Origin of the sequence: Chloroflexus sp. (assembly GCF_034435895.1) — a bacterium.
GTDB lineage: Bacteria > Chloroflexota > Chloroflexia > Chloroflexales > Chloroflexaceae > Chloroflexus.
Map to the genome: position 1 here is coordinate 1 of NZ_DAOTWH010000122.1, position 18665 is coordinate 18665.

Annotated in this window: 13 protein-coding genes and 1 tRNA gene; 4 read left to right on the forward strand and 10 right to left on the reverse strand. The window is 60.5% G+C overall.

What is annotated here, in order from left to right; translation table 11 throughout:
* Positions 1 to 31: 31 nt before the first annotated feature.
* The gene (locus tag U9R81_RS07090) at positions 32 to 2419 is read right to left on the reverse strand and encodes a hypothetical protein (RefSeq protein WP_322494804.1); all 2388 of its coding nucleotides are present in this window, start codon (positions 2417 to 2419) and stop codon (positions 32 to 34) included.
* A 106-nt stretch (positions 2420 to 2525) separates the two neighbouring features.
* Here U9R81_RS07090 and U9R81_RS07095 point away from each other — a divergent pair, with 106 nt between their 5' ends.
* A complete protein-coding gene (locus U9R81_RS07095; RefSeq protein WP_322494805.1) occupies positions 2526 to 5666 on the forward strand; it encodes a hypothetical protein in 3141 nt (1046 codons plus the stop codon).
* Positions 5667 to 5716: 50 nt separating this feature from the next.
* Entirely contained in the window at positions 5717 to 6931 is a 1215-nt protein-coding gene (locus U9R81_RS07100) for a hypothetical protein (protein WP_322494806.1), read from the forward strand.
* A 44-nt stretch (positions 6932 to 6975) separates the two neighbouring features.
* On the opposite strand, the gene U9R81_RS07105 is transcribed toward U9R81_RS07100, so the two are convergent.
* The 5 genes from U9R81_RS07105 to U9R81_RS07125 all read right to left on the reverse strand — a co-directional run bounded on the left by U9R81_RS07105 (position 6976) and on the right by U9R81_RS07125 (position 13378).
* A complete protein-coding gene (locus tag U9R81_RS07105; RefSeq protein WP_322494807.1) occupies positions 6976 to 7116 on the reverse strand; it encodes a hypothetical protein in 141 nt (46 codons plus the stop codon).
* 58 nt (positions 7117 to 7174) lie between these two features.
* Positions 7175 to 8488 (reverse strand): nitrate/sulfonate/bicarbonate ABC transporter ATP-binding protein, encoded by a 1314-nt coding sequence (locus U9R81_RS07110; RefSeq protein ID WP_322494808.1) that lies wholly within the window; start codon positions 8486 to 8488, stop codon positions 7175 to 7177.
* A gap of 21 nt (positions 8489 to 8509) precedes the next feature.
* The gene (locus tag U9R81_RS07115) at positions 8510 to 10228 is read right to left on the reverse strand and encodes an ABC transporter permease (protein ID WP_322494809.1); all 1719 of its coding nucleotides are present in this window, start codon (positions 10226 to 10228) and stop codon (positions 8510 to 8512) included.
* A gap of 79 nt (positions 10229 to 10307) precedes the next feature.
* Positions 10308 to 11660 carry a magnesium transporter gene (gene mgtE / locus U9R81_RS07120; protein WP_322494810.1) on the reverse strand — a complete coding sequence of 451 codons (1353 nt, stop codon included), beginning with the start codon at positions 11658 to 11660 and terminating at the stop codon, positions 10308 to 10310.
* Between the two features lie 944 nt (positions 11661 to 12604).
* Positions 12605 to 13378, reverse strand: a complete 774-nt coding sequence (locus tag U9R81_RS07125; protein WP_322494811.1) for a CAP domain-containing protein — start codon at positions 13376 to 13378, stop codon at positions 12605 to 12607.
* 407 nt (positions 13379 to 13785) lie between these two features.
* Here U9R81_RS07125 and U9R81_RS07130 point away from each other — a divergent pair, with 407 nt between their 5' ends.
* Entirely contained in the window at positions 13786 to 13962 is a 177-nt protein-coding gene (locus tag U9R81_RS07130; protein WP_322494812.1) for a hypothetical protein, read from the forward strand.
* Positions 13963 to 14034: 72 nt separating this feature from the next.
* On the opposite strand, the gene U9R81_RS07135 is transcribed toward U9R81_RS07130, so the two are convergent.
* From U9R81_RS07135 to U9R81_RS07145, 3 genes are all read right to left on the reverse strand, one after another.
* Positions 14035 to 15957, reverse strand: coding sequence for a heavy metal translocating P-type ATPase (locus tag U9R81_RS07135; protein ID WP_322494813.1), 1923 nt, complete (start codon positions 15955 to 15957; stop codon positions 14035 to 14037).
* Positions 15958 to 15994: 37 nt separating this feature from the next.
* Positions 15995 to 16777 carry a TrmB family transcriptional regulator gene (locus U9R81_RS07140; RefSeq protein ID WP_066782958.1) on the reverse strand — a complete coding sequence of 261 codons (783 nt, stop codon included), beginning with the start codon at positions 16775 to 16777 and terminating at the stop codon, positions 15995 to 15997.
* A gap of 126 nt (positions 16778 to 16903) precedes the next feature.
* Positions 16904 to 17743, reverse strand: coding sequence for a dienelactone hydrolase family protein (locus tag U9R81_RS07145; protein ID WP_322494814.1), 840 nt, complete (start codon positions 17741 to 17743; stop codon positions 16904 to 16906).
* A 157-nt stretch (positions 17744 to 17900) separates the two neighbouring features.
* On the opposite strand from U9R81_RS07145, the gene U9R81_RS07150 reads away from it, so the two are divergent.
* A tRNA-Arg gene (locus U9R81_RS07150) sits at positions 17901 to 17977 on the forward strand.
* A gap of 54 nt (positions 17978 to 18031) precedes the next feature.
* On the opposite strand, the gene U9R81_RS07155 is transcribed toward U9R81_RS07150, so the two are convergent.
* The coding region (locus U9R81_RS07155; protein ID WP_322494815.1) for an anti-sigma factor at positions 18032 to 18665 on the reverse strand (634 nt) is incomplete at its 5' end.

The following is an 18665-nucleotide window of genomic DNA, read 5'->3' on the forward strand; positions in this document are numbered from 1 at the left end:
GCTCCGCGCCCTCGCCATGACATCCCCCCGCTCAATTCCCCTGCACCGGCGAGATGCTAATCCGCATCACCCACAACCACAACGCACTGCCAAGCGACAACGCCAGCGTCGCCAGCACAAACATCCGCCCCACCCACCGTTCCCACAACCGGTCAGCTATGATCGCCCACGCCAGACAGATCACCGGAATGAGGTAGAACAGTTGCTTGTCAACCATCGAAATCCGGTAGCCGGCTAACAAAAACAGCAGCGCCACCGTGCCCCACGCCGAAACCACCAGCCAGAGCAAGGGTTTCGCCCGCATTGCCCAGTACCCCGGAATGAAAAAGATCAACGGGATGGCCAACCCGTAGTAGAGATAGTGGTTCGGCCAGATGTGATAACCAAGATGGGGCACAAACGACCACAGATACTCGTGGAAGGGCGGTCGCGAGACGCCGACCGTCTCTGGCCCGCGGGTGAAGACGGTCATCAGATAGGGAATGGTGCGTTCCACAATCGGTTGGAAATACTGGCCATAGTAGATAGCGATCGCCAAGCCAATCGCCGCCCCCGCCGCCACCCAGAGCGGTTTGAGACCCGGCAGCAGCGCGCGCCACTCCGGCCCGCGCCGCGCATTCAGCCAGATCAGGATGGTTAAGACAACCAAAAACACCCCGGTAAAGACGCCGGTGACTGTGTAGACAAGGAACGCCAACACCAACAGCGGCACAAACCAGAGCCGCACCTTCCATTCACCTAGCCGATCCCACGCTAGCAAGATGGTCGTCTGCACCAGCAGATTGAGCCACAGGCCGGCAGCGGTCGGCACATTGCCCCAGATATGCAGCAGATACGTCACCGGTAGCACCGCGTAGGTCACCGCTGCCAACAACGCCGCCCGCTGGCTAAACCCCGCCTTGAGCGCAATTGCCGCGAACAGCACCACCCGCGACATATCCATGAGCAGGCTCACAAAGTTCGCCGTCGTCTCCATCGGCCACGGAAAGATCGCATAACTCGTCGCTAAAATATGGAACCACGGCGAATAGGGAATCACCGGCGGATTGCGCCCCCACTCCGCGACCGGCATCGTCGTCTCGTTGAGCGGGCTATTGATGCTGTAGTAGAGCGGCAACGCGCCATTGTAGATAATGCGCCGCGCCTTATCCATGTGCCAAAAGACATCGATCCCCACGTAGTAGGGGTAGAGCATGCCAATCGCTTTGAGCCAGAACCCGACCAGAAAGACGATCAGCAGCGTTGCTGTAAATTCGGGCGTCACCCGAACGCCGGTCTGGCCCAGCAGCCAGCGGGTGAACGAACGCATTGCAACCGTCACCAGCAAGCTAAGCAACGTCACCGCCGCCAGCCGGTCGATCATCTGCCCGCTGGGGAAACGGTAGACGACGATCGCCCAACCAGCCGCTATGACAGCCAGCGTCAAACCAACCGCCGCCCAGCCAGTAGCATCGAGATACCAGCGCCGCCGGATGTCAGCCGTGAGCAGCGCCAGACAGGCAAACATCCCTAGCACGATAAACAGGCCAAACCCCAACGCCATCGGCGGCGGCGCAATCGTTGCCAGCAGTGGACTTGCCGCCGGCGCGACCGAGATGTCAGCTACGAGCATCCCCAACGGACGAGGATCGCGGAACGGATCGGCTTGCAAGGTCAGATTCAGATCGCCGCCATTCATCACCACCGCCGGAATGAGAAGCTGGAAGCGCCGCAATTGCGCTTGTTCCGGCAAGCGCGCTAGCTCAACGCCATTGGCGCTGAGCCGCGCATTAACCGGCGAACCGTCGGGATGGACGACCACTGCATCAAGCCGCACGATCCAATTGCCCTGCCCCAAACGTGGGAAGACAATCTGGCTCTCATCAGTACTCCAGCGATACGTGCGGGCCGGCGCCAACTCAACCGCGAGCGGCACGCCGGCAGGCGGCGCTTCGCCGCCAACGAGCGGCGATACCAGCTCAAAGGTGAGGGTCGGGGCCGTAGCGATCTGGGCCGGAATTTTAACGAACATCTCCGTCCCGCTGCGGCGCGGCATCTCTAACCGCACCCCATTTACCGCCGCTGCCGACTCGCGTTGTAGAATGATCGGATCAGCTTCCGGGCGGGCAATGATCCGCGCTAACCAAACCCCGTTGCGCCCGCCGGGAATCGTCGCAGTCGCAGCGCCTGCCGGCCACTCGAAGCGCTCATACGCGCCGGCGGCATCGATCTCGCGCGCGTTGAAATTGACTAGAAACGCGCCATCGCGGTTATCGCCAATATCAACGGTCACGACTGGCCGGACTGCGTACCCGGCAACTAATGTCACAACCGTGATCATTGCCAACCAGAGGGCCGGTATCGCCACACCGGGCAGGCGACGCGCTTGGCTGCCAGCGGCTGCCCGTAAGTTGATTCGCTTGATGAGAGAAGAAGCCATCTTTATGTATATCTACTTTAATTAAATGACGTTTTCGCCATCGCCGCATTGTACCATGCAAAGGCTATGCTATAATCACGCGCGGCATCGATCGCCGGAAACGAGCATGGCACAGATTATCGTCGGCATTCTACTCTTACCAATCATGATCTACGCGCCAGGATGGGCGCTGGCGCGGGTGATTCCGGAACTTGGCAACAACGACGGCCTTGAACGCCATTTCGAGCGCTGCTTGATCGGCGCGCTGGGAAGTGGTTGGCTAGCGTTGGTGTTAGCCAGTTTCGGCATCTTTTCAATCTGGCTCCACCTCGGCATCACGCTGGCGGTGAGCGCTGGTGTGATCTGGCTGGGGCAACGGCGTGCTACGTTGCGCCCCGCCGTTCCGCGCACTGCCGTGCGCGGCTACTGGGCATGGTTCGCCACGCTGTTGGTGCTGGCGCTGCTGGTTGCCCGGCCCTTTGAGGTTATTCTGGGGGGGCGCGACGCCGGCGTCTATGCGGTCACTGGGTTTGCTATCGCCCGCACCGGCAGCATCGTTCAGCACGATGCCGTCGTCGCTGAACTAGGTCAAGCCGCGCAGAGCAACGATCCGGCCGTCCGCGGGCCGGCGGAACAAGCAATCAGCAATTTTACCGGCGTGCAAGCGCGCGATCGCTATATCGCCACCCGGTTGCGCGCCGCCGGTTTTTTGATCAACGAAGGCGAACTGGCCCAAGGCCGGATTGTGCCGCAGGGTTTCCATCTCTTTCCGGTGTGGATCGGTTTGCTGACTGCTGCCGGCGGCCCGCTCTTCGGTCTGTTTGCCACCGGTTTGCTCGGCTTGCTCGGTGTGTGGAGCGTGGGCATGATCGGGCGCCGCCTCGCCGGGCCATGGGTCGGGTGGCTGGGGATGGCGCTGCTCGGCCTGAATGCGGTGCAGGTCTGGTTTGCCCGCTATTCGACCGCCGAAACTACGGCCCAGTTTTTGACGTGGGGCGGTTTGTATCTGTTTGCCAAGTTCAATGACCACAGCTTGCCGGCGCGCGCGCGCATCACATACGCAGCGCTGGCTGGCATTGCCTTTGGGCAGGTGGCGCTGGCCCGGATCGATTTCTTTTTGCTTGCCCCGGCGATGCTCTACCTTGGCTATTGCTGGCTGAGCCGCCGTTGGCAGCGCACGCAAACTGCACTAGCGCTGGGCATGCTGGCGATGCTGATCCATGCTGCTCTACACATTATCTTCATCGCTCGCGCCTATTTCTTCGATGTCGGCTTTGCCCGCTTTCAGGATTTCGCCCTGACCTCATTGATCGCGCTGCCCTTCCTTACCCCTGCTGTGCGCGAGTCGTACTTTACCTCGCGGTTTAGCTCGCTCGCTGATCCGTGGCGGATTTGGATCGAGCTGGCGCTGGTGGCGATTGCAATCATCGGATTGATTCTGCTCCGCCGCAGCAGCTGGGTGGCGCGGCTCGAACGCTGGCTGGTTGCGCGCCGGCAACGCTGGCAGAATGCGATCGCGCTCATTTTGTTGCTCTTGGCCGGTTGGGCCTATTTCGTGCGCCCGCAGATTATCGATGCCGATCTGCTCTTTAATACGCGCGGCGGCTGGAATGACCCCCTCACCCGCGATCCGGCGCTGGTGGCCGGCGATGTGCGCAGTGGCGTGATGTCTCCCACCGAGGCGCGTTTGCAGGCGGGGGTGGTGTTGCAGGGGAAGCCGTGGGAAGCCGAACCTGATCTCGCCGCAACCGCTGCTTTGCGCGCCGAGCTGGCCGCCGCGCGCGGCCCGTGGCAGGGGCCGTTCTCAAACCAGACCCTCAACTGGCTGCGCATTCAGGGGTATGTCGGCGCGCCGATCCGCTTGCCGCTCGTGCTCTATTATCAGGAGTACCGCGGTATGAGCTGGTGGCAGCGCATGCTGGCCGACCCTAGCACCTTCACCAGCGAGCCGGCCCCCGTCCAAGCCAAAGAGCTGATCCCGCTGGCCGGCTTGGTGCGGGTAGGATGGTATTTGTCACCTCTTGGCGTGGTACTGGCGGTGATCGGGTTCGCACTCTGGTGGCGGCGCGGCCTCACCGCGGCCAGTTGGTTGATGCTCACGGTTGGCTTTCTCGGCAGTTTCTTTTATCTCCGCCAAACCTACGGCACCTCCGAGCAAACCTACATCTATATTCTGCGCCGGTTTGTGCCGATCGCTTACCCGATCTTCGCCCTCAGCGCGGCATATGCGCTAGCCGCCTTAGCCGGCGCATGGCAATCTCGCCCGCTGGCCGCGCGCTGGCGGCAAGGATTGGCTGCCGGTCTCGCTGGGTTGTTGCTGCTCTTCCTTTGCTGGACGGGACGCTACTATTTTGTTCACACCGAGTACGCCGGCGCGTTGGCTCAAGTCGCAACGATTGCGCAACGCTTCAACCCTGATCGCGATATTGTGCTGTTGCGCGGCGGCGCGCCGATCGGCAGCGCCGCGCGCGATATTCCTGACTTGGTGTCAACGCCGTTGCGCTTTGCCCACGACATCGATGCCTTTACGGTCAAGAGTGTATCTACCGCGCCCTACGCCGCGCTGCTAGCCGAACAGGTCAAGCGCTGGCAAGCCGCCGGTCGCACCGTCTATCTGATGCTGAGCGCGAGCGGCGCTAATCTCGCTTTGCCCGGCTTCCGGCTAACGTTTGTCACGGAGGCTGCGATCGATGTAGCTGAGTTCGAGCAACTGACCGACCAGAAGCCGCAGAATGTCGCGCGCCTAACCCTGCCGTTCGCTATCTACCGGCTCGATCCGGTCGAGTCGCCGGTGGTCGATACCGCACCACCGCCGCTCACACCAACTGCATTTGCTGCGCAGGTTAGCGGTTTCTACCGGCCCGAACAGAACAAGGACGGCTGGCAGTACAGTTGGAGCAACGGCGAGGCAGTGATCCGGTTGCCTTGGCCGGCAGACGCAGTGCAACAGACGGTGGCAATCGAAGTGGCCGGCGGTCTGCGTCCGGCCCAACTCGGCGTGGCCACCCTCTGCGTTGGCGCGCAGGCCGAAGACACGTTGTGGCCAACTACCAGCGCGCCTATCGTCGAGCTAGGCTGCAATCAGGTCGGCCAAGACCCATCCATCGTCCGCGTTACCATCGATCCAGCCCAAGTGCCGCCTGCCGCCAGTGGTACATTGCTGCTCAGGCTCACCGGCCCGGCGTGGATCCCGGCCAACGAAGACCCCCGCCTGACCGACCGGCGGGTGTTGCACGTGCAGATCGGGCGACTGTGGGTGGAGGAGTGAGCGTCTCAATGATGCCTCTTGCCGTCCAACTCAGCATCTTATGGTCATTATTGCTGCTCGGCGCCTTTTGGCTCATTTCAGCGCCTACATTTCAATTCCCGGTAATGAGCCAACGCGCGGCTATCTTGTTGACGATAAGCGTTGCGCTGTTTGTCCGTTTGTTTGCCAATTGGCTGCTCCCGGTTGGCGCTATTTATGACATCGAATCTTATCAAATTATTGGTGACTTGGTGCTTGCCAATACTGATGTCTATACGTCGGATCGAGCCATATTCCGTTACCCATATCTGCCATTGCAAATGTACTGGAGCGCATTTGCGCTTTGGTTGAGCAATGCCAGCGGAATCGCGTTTGTGGCGATCGTGCGCGTGTTACCCGTCATCGCCGATGTCGCAATCGTTGGCGTGTTGCTTTTCGCTACACCTGTCTTGTCCAGCTTTGCCCAACGCTTTCGCACCGCATTCATCTATGCGCTCAACCCGATACCAGTCTTTGTTGCCGCATACCACGGCCAGTTCGACGCCCTACCAGTGGTATTGCTCTTGATTGCCACTCTCTGGCTGTATACTTCCCCAACCTTGAGCGGCTTGGCGCTTGGGGCCGGCATTTTGGCTAAATCATGGCCGGTATTGGGCCTACCGGTATTGCTCGTCCAATTACACGCTTGGCGGAGCCGGATCTTGCTCCTCGTAGGGGTACTGCTGGTACCGTTGATTGGTATTACCGTCTACGCATGGCTTTTTCAAGCTGATCCGGTGCGCGTTGTGCAGACAGCAATGGTATATAATCGTGGGATCGGTATTTGGGGATACTCCTATGCGTTCCGCTTAGGGCAAGATATTACCGGCAATAAAGCGCTTATCCACTGGATTATCGTCAATGGCCGCTGGTTCACATTAGGAGCGTTAGCCGTTGTTTGGTGGATACGCGCCCGGCACGAGACTCCTATAGAGGGCGTGTTAACAATCCTCGTGTGCTTTTTTGCCTGCACCCATGCCTTTGCGATCCAGTATCTGGTTTGGCCAGTCGCATTTGCTTTGCTGGCTAACGGTATACGCTGGCTACGTTGTTATACCTTGGCTGTGTATCTCTACATGGTTGTCGCCTACAGCACCCTCATTCTCGATGCAACGATCATCAAGATGCTACTGCAGCCCTTTGGTGATCACCTTATTATAATCTTGGGTTTACCAGCGTGGGTGGTGTGTGTCGCTTGGCTGAAAGCGCACTTGCAGCAAAGGACGGTTCCAGCCAATGCTTTCTAACATACCCGCCACCACAAGACGACGAATTACCCCTAAACTCTTGATCACTTTGCTGCAACCATCGGCGTTTCCAAGAAAAATCTCCCCTCGGCGTCGTCATACGCAAACAGCTCGGCGTGGTACCCCCACTCCAGCGCGATATCGAACCGCCGTTCAGCCATCTCGATCGGAAAGCGCGCTGGCAAAATCAGACCGTTTTAGTCACTCTTTTAATATGCCCACTACGCCATGGTTGGATCGTTATCACTTTGCTGCCGCCACCGGCGTCTCAAGGAAGAATCGCCCCTCGGCGTCGTCATACGCAAATAGCTCAGCATAGCGCCCCCACTCCAGCGCGATGTCGAGCTGCCGGTCGGCCACCTCGGGCGGGAATTCCGGCTCGAGCGCGGTGAGCAACACCTCCCAGCGCAACGATTGGTTGTCGGCGGCGGCGATCATACGTAGCATCCAGCGGAAGAAAGGCAACCGCCGTAGCCGCGAAGCAAAAATCTCTTTGCGGGTTTGGATGCTGGCTTCGGCAAACGCTTCCCCCAACGGGGTCAGGATCAGGTTGCCGCTCTCAACCCGCGCAAACCCGAGCAGCTCGGCAGCCTCGATCAGCGGCAACATCTGGTCGAGGTCTAAGCCGAGTTCATCTTGCAGTTTCGCCAGCGGATCGCGCTCGTCATCGGTGGCGTTGGCCTGTTCGAGCAGACCGGCCAGCGCCGTGACCGAGGCTGCCGGCAGCAGGCGCGTTTGCCCGTTTTGGCCCGGCTCGGTGCCGTACTCAATCGCTTCGGGTTGGGTCTGCCCGGCCAGCACCGCGTACACCCGCGCCACCAAGGCAGCAAACGCTTCGGATTTGCGATCGCGCGGGTGGGGCAAGTTGACCGGCACTTCGGCCACAATCCGGCCCGGATTTTTGTCCATCACCACGATCCGGTCAGCCATAAAGACTGCCTCTTCGATATTGTGGCTGACCATCAACACCGCCCGAATCTTCAAGCTACCGCCCGTCCACAATTCCAGCACTTCGCCGCGCAGCGTCTCGGCGCTCAGCACATCGAGCGCGCTGAACGGCTCATCAAGGCAGAGCAGCTCTGGATCAACCGCCAATGCGCGGGCAATACCGACCTTCTGCCGCATGCCGCCCGACAACTCGCGCGGGTAGGCTTGCTCGAACCCGTCAAGGCCAACCAGATCGATCAACTCCACCGCTCGCCGGTGCGCTTCCGCTTCATCTTTACCCCGCGCTTTTAACGCCACTGCGACATTCTCTTCCACCGTCAGCCATGGGAAGAGAGCAAAGGTCTGGAAGACGATTGTCGCATACGGGTTCACGCCCTCTAGCACCTTGCCCCGATAGCGCACCAACCCCTCGCTAGGCCGGTTGAGACCGGTGATGATGCGCAAGAGCGTGCTCTTGCCGCAGCCCGACGGGCCGAGCAGAGCCACAAATTCGCCTTCGGCAATCGTCAGGTTAATATCTTGAATGGCGGTAAACTGGCGCTCGCCCCGCCCGTAGCGTTGCGATACCCCCATCAATTCCACAAGCGGTTTTGGCTGTGCCTGCAGCATGCGGTTGCTCCTGACTATCAACTACTCCATACGATACTTTGTCTCGGCAAGCCGGTACAGGCGCCGCCAGACCAGCCGGTTAATCGCGACCACTGCGATGATCATCGCCAGAGTGGCGGCAAACAGGCCGGCAAAATCGCCATCCGCCGTCGCCGCCGCAATCTGCGCCCCAATCCCGATCGTCTGGTAGGTCTGCTGGTTGAAGACCACATACTCAGCGACGATGCTGGCATTCCACGCCCCGCCGCTCGCCGTAATCAGACCAGTGATCAGGTACGGAAACAGACCGGGCAAGATCAGCGTGCGCCAGCGTTCCCAGCCGTGCAGTTGCAGCAGTTCGCTGGTAAAGCGCAAATCTTGCGGAATGGCCGCTGCGCCGGCAATGACGTTAAATAGGATGTACCATTGGGTGCCGAGCATCATCAAGACGACCGCAGCGAGATTCAGACCGCCGGGCAGAGCTAGAAAGACTAACACCAACACCGGAAAGAGAGCCGTCGCCGGCACCGACGCCGCGATCTGGACAATGGGCTGCAAGATGGCCGCCGCCCGTGGGCGCGTGCCGATAAACACCCCGACCGGCACCGTCCAGAGCAGGGCAATGGTCATCGCGGTCGCCACGCGCGCCATCGTTGCGACCACACTTAGCGCAATCGCACCCCATTGCGCCAGCGGCACACTCAGCAGCAAACTGCCACCGACCCATCCACCCCAGCCAACCAAGACCACACTCACTGCGACCAGCCCCCATCCCCACCACGAACGCCGGGTTGAGGCGCTGAGATAGGGATCGGGCGCTGGACGCCGGCTCAGCCGGCGTGCAATCAACCGATCAATGGCTCCTGCCAAGCCTCCTACCCAGCCGGCCAGTGCTGACTGCCGGATCAAATCGTAGAACCACGACTGCGCTTCTTCATCATCGCGTTCGATCATTTCCAACCGGAACCGGCTGGCCCACGCCAGCAGCGGTCGCCAAACAAACTGGTCAAGAATCACAATCACTGCCACTAACGTCAAAATGCCCCACCCAATCGCGGCCAGATCGCCAGCATCAGCAGCAGTGTGCAAAAACGCCCCTAAACCCGGCAAGCGAAAATCGCGATCACCCAGCGTAAAGATTTCGGCGGCCATCAGGAAAAACCAGCCGCCAGCCCAACTCATCATGCTATTCCAGACCAGCGCCAGCGCGCCGAAGGGAAATTCGAGCGTGGTAAAGCGTTGCCAGCGCGAGAAACGAAAGATACCGCTCGCTTCGCGCAGCTCGCGCGGGATGGTGGTCAGCGACTGGTACCACGCAAAGGTCATATTCCAGACTTGGCTGGTGAAAATGAGCACTACCGCGGTCAATTCTACCGCCAGCGCCTCTGGCAGCACTGCGCTCAGGCTGAGCAAGACCACTGGCAGAAACGACAAAATCGGCACGCTCTGCAATACATCGAGCAATGGGATGAGCACTCGCTCGGCGCGCGCATTGTAGGCCGCGATGTAGCCGTAGATCATCGTGAACAGGAACGACAGTGCATACGCCAAGGCCATCCGTCCCACCGAACGCAAAGCGTAAAATGGCAACGCGCTCAACGAGAGGTCGATCTCCGGCCCCTGCACCATCGCCGGCGCGCTTTTGGCGGCGCCGATCACCAACGCCAACAACCCGATCATCGCCAGCAGCAACCAAACATCGGCCCGCGTCACGATTGATTGCGCTGGCGGCGCGGGAGTAAAGGTGCGCGGTTTGAACATAACTCATCCTCAGCCCAATCAAGCCGCCAAGGCATATCAATTCCCCCCTGCACCTTGGCGTCTTTGCGTTTTTCCCAGCTTATCCCAACCCCAACAACCACGTCGCCAGCGAAAAGTAGATCAAGACCCCGCCGATATCCGACAACGATGTCACCAGCGGGCCGCTGGCCGTCGCCGGATCGAGGCCCAACCGGCGCAGAATAAAGGGCAGCGACATCCCGATCAGGCTACCCATGAGCACTAACACCAGCATCGTGAGCGAGACCACACTAGCGACGTGCCAGCCAACCCGGATCACGCCGAGTAGGCCGACCGCAATCGCCATGGCGCTGCCCAGCAGTAATGCAACTAACAATTCTTTCGCCAGCAGACGCCACCAGTCACTCGACTCGATATCGCCGGTCGCCAACGCGCGCACCGTCAGCGTCGCCGACTGCGACCCAGCATTGCCAGCACTGCCGATCAACAATGGCAAGAAAAAGACGAGCGCTACCACTGCGGCAATCGTCTCTTCAAAGGCCGCGATGGCCGCTCCCGAAAAAACATTGACAAAAACCAACGCCACCAGCCAAGGCACCCGCTTCTGCACCAGCTCAATCACCGGCGTTTCGAGATAGCTGCCGCGCAATGGCTCAACCGCCGCGCTGCGGTGGAAGTCTTCGGTCACTTCCTCTTCCGCCACATCGATCAAGTCGTCAAAGGTGACGATCCCAACCAACACCCCATCTGAGTCAACCACCGGCAGCGCCGGCAGACTGTAGCGGCGCAACGCCTCCACCGCCCGCTCACGATCATCGAAAGCCGACAACACCACGTAGCTCTCATCCATCAAGCTGCGCACAGTCTGGGTTGGCTCGGCCAAAATCAAACGGCGCAGTTCGATAGCATCAAGCAAGCGCCATTGATCATCAGTGACATAGATTATGTCGATCGTCTCGCTATCGCGCCCGCGCAGCCGGATATGATCCAGCGCGCGCGCAATCGTCCAATTGGGCCGCACCGCCACATAATCAGGCGTCATCAACCGCCCGACGCTCTCTTCGGGGTAGCCGAGCAACTGGCGCGCTTCGCGCAAATCCTTGGGACTGAGCAGATTAAGCAGCTTCTGCGTCACTTGGCCGGGCAGCTCTTCAAACAGTTGGGTGCGATCGTCGGGGCTAAGGTTAGCAAGCAGCAAGCGCGTCTCATCCAAGCTCAGGCTGGCGAGCAGTTCGTATTGATCGTCGTGTTCGAGGTAAGAGAACACCTCGCCGGCTAATGCGCGCGGCAAGACGCGAAAAACGAGCATCCGCTCGGCAGCGGAAAGCTCGAGTAACAGATCGGCAATCTCGGCGGCGGGCCAGCGCGACAGTTGCTCACGCAAATCGAGCCAGCGCTGTTCGGCGATGAGTGCCTGTACCTCATCGAGGCGGGGAGTTGGAAACGTGGTCATTGTCACCCCCTGCGCATCTTGACAGCGGCATAGGGGCGACAACCGCAACGCAAACATAGAAAGCCCCGGCGGGGAAGACCTCACCGGGGTGCGTTGCAATGATTAGGCTGCAAGCCTATTCATGCCGGCGCAACATACCGATGAGGCCGGTGGATGCGTTGATTGTTATCACCACACTCTGCCGCTGACGAGAATGACTACTATCCATAGCGGTTCCGTTCCTCATCGTGTCTCACCGGTGCCTATTAGGCGTCATTACTATACGCCTGAAGCGGGGATTTGTCAATTGTGAATCGCAGGGGCAATTGCATTGCCCGTGCGCGGCAACACACCGCGCAGGCGTCCCTCCCACTCCCCGCCTGTCATTGCGAGTCGCCGCACGGCGGCGAAGCAATCTCCTCCGAGCACGGAACGCACCCGCACAGCGTTCATTCGCACCCCAGCGGGAGTTCACGGCGGGGACTGCGCCACTTTGCAATGACAGCGGTTGACGGCTTTACGAGGGCTAGCAGCCCGCACAGTGGACTCCGTAACCCTTGTCCAGCGCTTCTGGGCCGGGTTCCCTGCTATCCACCCTTGAACCTAGCGCAGGATGGCTAGGGAGGGGTGATGACACCCCCGCTTCCATCCGTCATTGCGAGCCGCGCGAAGGGGCAGAGCGCTGCTCTACCCCCCTTACGGCGCAGCAAGCTTCCCCGGCAGCGGTACCATTCCACTCAGGCATTCCTTCCGCCCAAGCGGGAGATTGCTGCGGTCGGGCAGCCCCCGCCCGGCGCAGGCTGCTCCTCCCTCACTCCCCGCCTGTCATTGCGAGCCGCCGTCAGGCGGCGAAGCAATCTCCTCCGAGCACGGAACGCACTCGCTCAACGTTCGTTCGCGCCCCAGCGGGCATTACGGCGCGGGCCGCTCCTCCTTCGCAATGACAAACGACAAATGATCACCCGCTACCGTGTCACCAACGGCACAAACAACTGGTGCGAGCCGGTCTGCAAGAGAATAGTGTCGCTATTGCGGTAAACAGTCATGCCGTTTCGGATCTCAACGAAGACCGTGCGTTCGCCGCTGCCATCGAGCAACGTCCAATTGTAGTCGGATTGATACTGCATCCACTCCGTCCAATTGCTGCCATCGTTACTCAGCCGCATCTGTTGCGCCCAGCCGGCGCCGTAGATGTAGAGGTTGACATCCGCAGACCCGGTCACTGCCTCTTCACCGTTGATCACAACCGGGTAGGTATCCGGGCGACAGCCAAAGGTCTGCGACCAGAAGTGTTCATAGCTAGTCTCGCTCCAATAGGTGTAACCGGCGCCGACCTCGCAGAGGCCGGTGCGCAGGATGTTGTCGCGATGACCAGCACTACTCATCCAACCATTCATAACCGACTCTGGCGTTGCATACCCCGCCGCCAGATTCTCGGCAGCTAGCGAATAGTTGTATCCGAAAGCGGGAAACCGCTGGCCGATACTGCGCCCGTGGCTGTCAGTGTGCGACAGCGTATTCTGGCTGGCATTGTCTTCCGTAATCCAATCGGCGGCGGCTTGCAGGTTATCGTTGCGCTTGAGCGGCGGCAGGCCGTAGGACATCCGGCGCTGGTTGGTCAATTCGATCACTCGTTGGCGAACATCGGTCTGCGCTGCGAGCGGCGCCAGCGGCGCCGCTATAGTTGCGCACCATAGGCTGAGGAGAAACAGAAGGGCAACCGCATATCGAGCACGCATACAATCCTCGCACGACTTGGCTATGCTGAGTCTAGTGTAAAGTGAATACGATGTTCTCGCCAGAGAGAAATAAGTCCTACTCTGAACTAGTGCACCATATCTTGGTGCCACAGCTCTCTACCTGTCAATACTATGAGTAGAGCGTTTACCATCTCTCCATAGCTAACACTATTCAATCACGCTATCTTTGACTATTTGACAGTTGCCAGCGGTATTGTATAATCAATCGAATTGTTCACCATCCCTTGTCCTATTTCGGCAATCACGTTACCGAGCTTGTCTGAAATACTGTGGCATAACGGCATCTTTCACTAGCGAAATAACCTCTGTTCTAAGCTGCCGTAGGCCAGATATGCTTTCCATCGCGGTTTCACCATCCACATAGTTAGAAAGACTTGCTCACGACAATGAATCTGCTCAAAAACTTCTACGTGGTTGTGGGGGTGATCTTCTTTGTCTTTATCTTGGCGATGGGGATCTGGCTCGGATTTGGCTGGCGTGAGTCATTACTGGCGGCAGCAGCCTTGACAGTAGTCGCGATTGTGCTGGAGTGGCTGCGGAATACGTTCTGGTTGCATCTCTAATTCGTAATGGCAACACAAAGCAGGCCGCCGGTTTGGCGGCCCGCTTCCTTCTTCATTCATCAGCCGGCTCTATCAGCGGAACATCAGCAGCCGCAAGCCGTTGAGCACCACGATGATCGTGCTGCCTTCGTGCCCGACCACGCCGAGCGGCAACGGCACGCCGATGGTCAATGTGGTCAGCACCAGCACGACCACCACCGCTAGCGCGAAGGAGATATTTTGCCAGACCACGCGCTGGGTGCGGCGGCTGAGTCGCAGTGCGTAGGTGATCGCGCTTAAGTCGTCGCGCATCAAGACCAGATCGGCGGTTTCGAGCGCGGCATCGGTACCGGCTGCTCCCATGGCGATGCCGACCGTCGCCGCTGCCAGCGCCGGCGCGTCGTTCACGCCGTCACCCACCATCGCCACTGCGCCGTAGCGCTGGTGCAACTGCTCAACGATGCGCAGCTTGTCGGCAGGCAACAAACCGGCATGGACTTCATCCACCCCTAGCCGGCGTGCCATCGCTTCGGCCACCTGCGGGTTGTCGCCGGTCAGCATTACGATCCGCTCGATTCCGGCAGCGCGCAGCTCGGCGATTCGTTGGGCCGCGTCGGGCCGCTCGCGATCCATCACCGCCACCAATCCCAACCACTGTTTGCCGCGCCGGGCAAGCAGCACGCTGCCCCGGCCCTGCGCCATCAACTCATCGGCACGGGCTAACAGCTCTGGCGGCACGATCATACCGGCTTCGGCAAACAGGCGTGGCGAACCGACCAACGTCTCAACGCCGTCCCACGTGGCCCTCACCCCCATGCCGGTGACCGCAGTGAACTGATCGGGAGGTGCAATGGTCATTCCACGCTCTTCGGCGGCGTGCAAAATCGCGCGCGCGATCGGATGCTCTGAGGGTTGCTCGGCGCGGGCCACGATCGCTAACAATTCCGCCTCATCCACCCCCTCCGCCGGCACGAGATCGGTCAGTGTAGGCTTGCCAAAGGTCAAGGTGCCGGTCTTGTCGAAGGCGATCACCCGCACCTTACTCAATTCTTCGAGATGCACGCCACCCTTAAACAGCACCCCGCGCCGCGCTCCAGCCGCAATCGCGCTTAGCAGCGAAGCTGGTACGCTAATCACGAGCGCGCACGGTGAAGCGACCGTCAGCAGCACCATACCGCGGTAGAAGGTATCGGCGAACGGCGCACCGGTCAGCGCTGGCACGGCAAGGATGAAGAGCGCCACTGCCATGATCACGCCAATCGCGTAGCGCTGCTCGAAATATTCAAGGAAGCTCTGCGACCGCGCCTTGCGCGCTTGCGCTTCGCTCACCATCGTAATGATCCGGGCCAAGGTGCTCTCGCTGGCTGGCTTGGTCACCCGCACCTCCAGCGCGCCGGTCTGGTTGAGCGTACCAGCCAGCACCGCCATCCCCGGCACCTTCTGCACCGGCATCGACTCGCCGGTTAGGGCCGATTCGTCGAACGTGCCGCTGCCCCGCTCGATCACGCCATCGAGCGGCACCCGGTCGCCGGGACGGAGTAGCACCACATCACCTACCTGCGCCGCCTCGACCGGCAGATCGAGTTCGCGGCCATCGCGGCGGATCGTCACCGTATCGGGACGCAGTTGCATCAACGCGGTGATCGCTTGCTCGGTGCGCCGCATAGCGTAGGCTTGCAAGACATTGCTCAGCGAAAAGAGGAAGAGCAAGATCGCGCCTTCGGTAAACTCGCCGAGGTAGCCTGCCCCTAACGCGGCCAGCACCATCAACAGATCGACCTCGATCGACCAGTGGCGCAGCGATTCGATGATGGCCCGCACGGCGTAAAAACCGCCAAAGAAATAGGTCGCCAGATGGACGGCCAGCGTGATCGACTCCGGCGCGCCCGATCCTTCCAGTATCAGACCAGTGACGATACCGATCAGGGTCAAAGCGACAAAGGCCGGTTCGAGGATCTCGTCGTTGAGCAGCAGCGTCAGGCGCTGCCGGGGTGCAGTATTGGAAATGGTGGTCATGACAATCTCCTCTCCGCCGCCGGGTTGGATTACCGAGTTACGAATGCAACACCTGCCGATCGTCGGGATCGAGGCGGGCCAGCAGGTCTTCGCCAAGGCGAGCAAAAATGCGCTGTGCGAACAGTTCCATCCAGATAAACTGGCGCGCAATCAAGACCATGTTACGGTTGGTAGTGACGGTGGCGGTCGTCGCCAGATGGCCGGAAGCGATCAGAAACTCGCGTTCATCGGCCACGACGATCAGCGTCTCGACCATACCGTGCAGCTCGGTCTCGCGTTTGGGGTGGCGCACCACTTGGCCAAACGAAAACGGCGCTTCGCCGGTGAGGATCACCCCTAGCGCCACGCCGCGCGCATGGGCATCAGCCAACGCCGGATAGAGCGCTTCGACATCGGCGTCAGTCAGCACCAGCATCAACTCACGCTCAGCGCCTTCGATCAGATCGCGCGCCGCTGCTAACGCTTCGCGCCTCCCGCTAAAATTCCACAGCCGGTCGCTCTCTTCGTGGCGGAAGAGCGGCATTAATTGGCTGCGCAGCGTCTCGGCCCGCTCGCGCGCCTCGCGCTCGTAACGGTCGAGCAGGATCGCCGGCGAGATCGGGCGGTACAACGTCGCCTTCTCTTCAACCGACTTCAGCACCGCGCCACGCGCTTCCAGCCGCCCCAATGCCTCGTAGACCATCGACCGCGGCACGCCGGCCAACTTGCTGATCTGGTAGCCGGTCGCCGGATACTCGGTCAGCAAGGCGAGATAGACCCGCGCTTCGTACTCGGTTAGCCCCAGCGCCGTAAGTTGTTCGAGTAAGTTTGTTTCTACCATAGTTGTTCATTTCCGAACTACTAAGAGTGTACCACTCGGCACGAGTTTCGTCAAGAGGATCTTTGCAAACGCTGTTCACCACCCGCAGACAAAGCGGTGGTGCAGCGCGCCAAAGAAGGTGATTGGCTAGGTTTGGGCGGAACGTTCCGGTAGCCGCTGCGACGAGGCGGGTTGGCCGTGCAGCGCCTCAGCCAGAAACGCGCGCAACAACTGCCACGCCTCGCCAGCAGCGCCACCGGCATTGATCGCTTCTATCCCGCCAACAAACGCGTGCGGCTGGCTAGGGAAGACGGTAAAGCGGGTATCAACCCCCGCCGCTGTCAAATTACGCTCAAGCTGTTCGACCTCGCTCAGCGGGATCGAGGCATCGGCCCCGCCGAAGATGCCCAGCACCGGGCCGCGAATCTGGCGCAGGGCCGCTGGATCGACTTCCGCTATGCCGTAGAAGATGCCGGTCGCTGCTACCGCCGGGTTGTGCAAGGTGTAGAGCAGCGACGTGCGACCACCATAGCAAAAACCGATCACGGCGATCCGATCGGCCAGTATATCAGGCCGCGCCGCTAGCCACGCAAAAACCGCGTCGAGATCGGCTTGCACCTGCGCCGGCGGCGTGGTCGACACTTGATAGATCGCGCGCGGGATCCACGTCGTGCTGGCGCCGCGGAAGGTATCGGGGGCGACAACCACATAGCCATCAGCGGCGAGCGCGGTCGCCTTTTCGATGATGTCAGGCCGTAATCCCCACCATTCGTGGATCATGATCACGGCGGGATGCGGGCCGGGAGTGGACGGCTCGGCGACAAAGGCCCGGATCGGGCCGGCGGGGCCGGGGATCGCGGTGTTCGTGAGCGCTGCGACGCGCCCGCTGCCGATCAGCGCGTCGATCGGAATGCTTACTGCTAACCCAGCCACCGCCACCACGATCACCCCCACGATCCAACCAAGCACCCGTTTCAGTCGTCGCATGCGCCACCTCGATCCTATGCTACTCTCACACCCAAGCGTACCTCAGAAAGAATGCAGCAGGCCGCAAAACACCCGCTGCGTTCCTCGGCGACCGCTACGGTAGATTCACGGTCACGTTGACAGCTCACCGGCAATCGAGTATACTTTAGGCCGGAATGACTCCGTAGCTCAATTGGATAGAGCGTCAGCCTCCGGAGCTGAAGGTTGGTGGTTCGAGCCCACTCGGAGTCGCCAAATATGAGACCCGCCCTCAAGGGCGGGTTTCTCTTTTCCTTGACCACCGACCGTTCACAACGTCCCGGTCAAGATCACCTCAACCTCACCCGGCGCCGCGTCGGTCGCCGGTTCAACCGTCACCATCACCTCGGTAAAGGCATTGACTTCGCGCGGCGCATTGACGACGAGCGTCGCTAACCCAGCCGCATCAACTTGGAAGGTTCCGGCGACGATCCGCTGCACGCCATCGTTCAGCCAAAAGCGGTAGACGCGATCGGGTTGCAACGGCGGCAACCCGCTAAAGACGACCACGGCCTGCGACTCGCCGGGATACATATACATCTCTCCCCGCGCCGCGAGGTTGGCCTTTGCCGGGCGCAGCTCACGGGTTGCCACGCCGGGGGCGCTGACAAACGACACCAACAGCCGCTCGTGAGCAAGCTGTTCATTCAGGTGCGCAATCTGCTGCTCGGAGCGGGTCAATTGGGCGGCCAACTGAGCCTGCTGCGCTTCACTCGCCGCCATGGTTTGGCGCAAATCGCTGACCGCAGCCAAGAGTTGCTGGTTCGTCTCAGCGAGAGTCGCCACCTGCCCTTGAAGGGATACAGTCAAGCCGCCGAGAAACAGCACCACCACTGCTAGCACGGCCACCATCGCCGGCGCCAGCCAACCGGCGCGGCGCGATGAGGCAGGGCGGGCAACCGGC

Coding starts and splice junctions, on each gene's coding strand:
- U9R81_RS07095 (WP_322494805.1), top strand. CDS start 2,526: ATGGCACAGATTATCGTCGGCATTCTACTCTTACCAATCATGATCTAC.
- U9R81_RS07130 (WP_322494812.1), top strand. CDS start 13,786: ATGAATCTGCTCAAAAACTTCTACGTGGTTGTGGGGGTGATCTTCTTT.
- U9R81_RS07145 (WP_322494814.1), bottom strand. CDS start 17,743: ATGCGACGACTGAAACGGGTGCTTGGTTGGATCGTGGGGGTGATCGTG.
- U9R81_RS07115 (WP_322494809.1), bottom strand. CDS start 10,228: ATGTTCAAACCGCGCACCTTTACTCCCGCGCCGCCAGCGCAATCAATC.
- U9R81_RS07135 (WP_322494813.1), bottom strand. CDS start 15,957: ATGACCACCATTTCCAATACTGCACCCCGGCAGCGCCTGACGCTGCTG.
- U9R81_RS07090 (WP_322494804.1), bottom strand. CDS start 2,419: ATGGCTTCTTCTCTCATCAAGCGAATCAACTTACGGGCAGCCGCTGGC.
- U9R81_RS07125 (WP_322494811.1), bottom strand. CDS start 13,378: ATGCGTGCTCGATATGCGGTTGCCCTTCTGTTTCTCCTCAGCCTATGG.
- U9R81_RS07140 (WP_066782958.1), bottom strand. CDS start 16,777: ATGGTAGAAACAAACTTACTCGAACAACTTACGGCGCTGGGGCTAACC.
- U9R81_RS07110 (WP_322494808.1), bottom strand. CDS start 8,488: ATGCTGCAGGCACAGCCAAAACCGCTTGTGGAATTGATGGGGGTATCG.
- mgtE (WP_322494810.1), bottom strand. CDS start 11,660: ATGACCACGTTTCCAACTCCCCGCCTCGATGAGGTACAGGCACTCATC.